This is a genomic window from Mesorhizobium sp. B2-3-7, from assembly GCF_006442695.1.
Taxonomy (GTDB): domain Bacteria; phylum Pseudomonadota; class Alphaproteobacteria; order Rhizobiales; family Rhizobiaceae; genus Mesorhizobium.
The window spans coordinates 1-2,500 of the sequence record NZ_VFVV01000024.1 but is presented as its reverse complement, the minus strand read 5'-3'; the positions used below and the strand labels follow the sequence as shown (position 1 = coordinate 2,500).

At 53.8% G+C, this 2,500-nt stretch carries 1 rRNA gene (cut by a window edge); it reads left to right on the top strand.

From position 1 onward, the window contains the following. Positions 1-2,500 (top strand): 23S ribosomal RNA (locus FJ940_RS28295) (its annotated part extends 201 nt beyond the left edge of the window); the annotation flags it as partial.

The window sequence follows — 2,500 nt, the reverse complement described above, 5'->3', positions numbered from 1 at the left end:
CTGTTATAGGTAACTTATCCTGAATACATAGGGATAAAGTGGCGAACGCGGGGAACTGAAACATCTAAGTACCCGTAGGAAAGGACATCAACCGAGACTCCGGAAGTAGTGGCGAGCGAACCCGGACCAGGCCAGTGGCGATTGAGAGACAAGCGGAACCTTCTGGAAAGTAGGGCCATAGTGGGTGACAGCCCCGTACGCGTAATGCGATCAATCGTCCTCGAGTAAGGCGGGACACGTGAAATCCTGTCTGAAATTGGGGGGACCACCCTCCAAGCCTAAGTACTCGTGCATGACCGATAGCGAACTAGTACCGTGAGGGAAAGGTGAAAAGCACCCCGACAAGGGGAGTGAAAGAGTACCTGAAACCGATTGCCTACAAACAGTGGGAGCCCGCAAGGGTGACCACGTACCTTTTGTATAATGGGTCAGCGACTTAGTGTGACGAGCAAGCTTAAACCGCTAGGTGTAGGCGCAGCGAAAGCGAGTCTGAACAGGGCGTTCAGTTCGTCGCATTAGACCCGAAACCGAGTGATCTAGCCATGAGCAGGTTGAAGGTAAGGTAACACTTACTGGAGGACCGAACCCATAACTGTTGCAATAGTTCGGGATGACTTGTGGCTAGGGGTGAAAGGCCAATCAAACTCGGAAATAGCTGGTTCTCCGCGAAATCTATTTAGGTAGAGCGTCGACCGAATACCCCAGGGGGTAGAGCACTGGATGGGCTAGGGGTCCTCACCGGATTACCAAACCTAACCAAACTCCGAATACCTGGGAGTACTAGTCGGCAGACACACGGCGGGTGCTAACGTCCGTCGTGAAAAGGGAAACAACCCTGACCTACAGCTAAGGTCCCCAAGTTATGGCTAAGTGGGAAAGGATGTGAGGATCCCAAAACAACCAGGATGTTGGCTTAGAAGCAGCCATCATTTAAAGAAAGCGTAACAGCTCACTGGTCTAAATAAGGGTCTTTGCGCCGAAAATGTACCGGGGCTAAAGCCATACACCGAAGCTTAGGGTTCGTGAGCAATCACGAGCGGTAGCGGAGCGTTCTGTAAGCTGATGAAGCCATACCCGTGAGGGGTGGTGGAGGTATCAGAAGTGCGAATGCTGACATGAGTAACGTAAGGGGAGTGAGAGACTCCCCCGCCGAAAGACCAAGGGTTCCTGCTTAAAGCTAATCTGAGCAGGGTTAGCCGGCCCCTAAGACGAGGCGGAAACGCGTAGTCGATGGGAACCACGTTAATATTCGTGGGCCTGGAGGTAGTGACGGATCACACAAGTTGTCCAATCTTATCGGATTGAACGGGCAGCGGAGTGGTTCCAGGAAATAGCTCCTCCTTATAGACCGTACCCGAAACCGACACTGGTGGTCTGGTAGAGTATACCAAGGCGCTTGAGAGAACTATGCTGAAGGAACTCGGCAAATTGCACGCGTAACTTCGGAAGAAGCGTGACCCTTTTCTGCGCAAGCAGAGGAGGGTGGCACAGACCAGGGGGTAGCGACTGTTTATCAAAAACACAGGGCTCTGCGAAGCCGCAAGGCGACGTATAGGGTCTGACGCCTGCCCGGTGCTGGAAGGTTAAGAGGAGGGGTGCAAGCTCTGAATCGAAGCCCCAGTAAACGGCGGCCGTAACTATAACGGTCCTAAGGTAGCGAAATTCCTTGTCGGGTAAGTTCCGACCTGCACGAATGGCGTAACGACTTCCCCGCTGTCTCCAGCATAGACTCAGTGAAATTGAATTCCCCGTGAAGATGCGGGGTTCCTGCGGTTAGACGGAAAGACCCCGTGCACCTTTACTATAGCTTTACATTGGCATTCGTAGTGGCATGTGTAGGATAGGTGGTAGGCTTTGAAGCCTGGGCGCCAGCTCAGGTGGAGCCACCCTTGAAATACCACCCTTATCACTATGGATGTCTAACCGCGGCCCGTTATCCGGGTCCGGGACAATGTATGGTGGGTAGTTTGACTGGGGCGGTCGCCTCCTAAAGAGTAACGGAGGCGCGCGATGGTGGGCTCAGAACGGTCGGAAATCGTTCGCTGAGTGCAATGGCATAAGCCTGCCTGACTGCGAGACTGACAAGTCGAGCAGAGACGAAAGTCGGTCATAGTGATCCGGTGGTCCCGCGTGGAAGGGCCATCGCTCAACGGATAAAAGGTACGCCGGGGATAACAGGCTGATGACCCCCAAGAGTCCATATCGACGGGGTTGTTTGGCACCTCGATGTCGACTCATCGCATCCTGGGGCTGGAGCAGGTCCCAAGGGTATGGCTGTTCGCCATTTAAAGCGGTACGTGAGTTGGGTTCAGAACGTCGTGAGACAGTTCGGTCCCTATCTGCCGTGGGTGTAGGAATATTGAAAGGATCTGTCCCTAGTACGAGAGGACCGGGATGGACGGATCTCTGGTGGACCTGTTGTGGCGCCAGCCGCATAGCAGGGTAGCTATATCCGGACGGGATAACCGCTGAAGGCATCTAAGCGGGAAACCCACCTTAA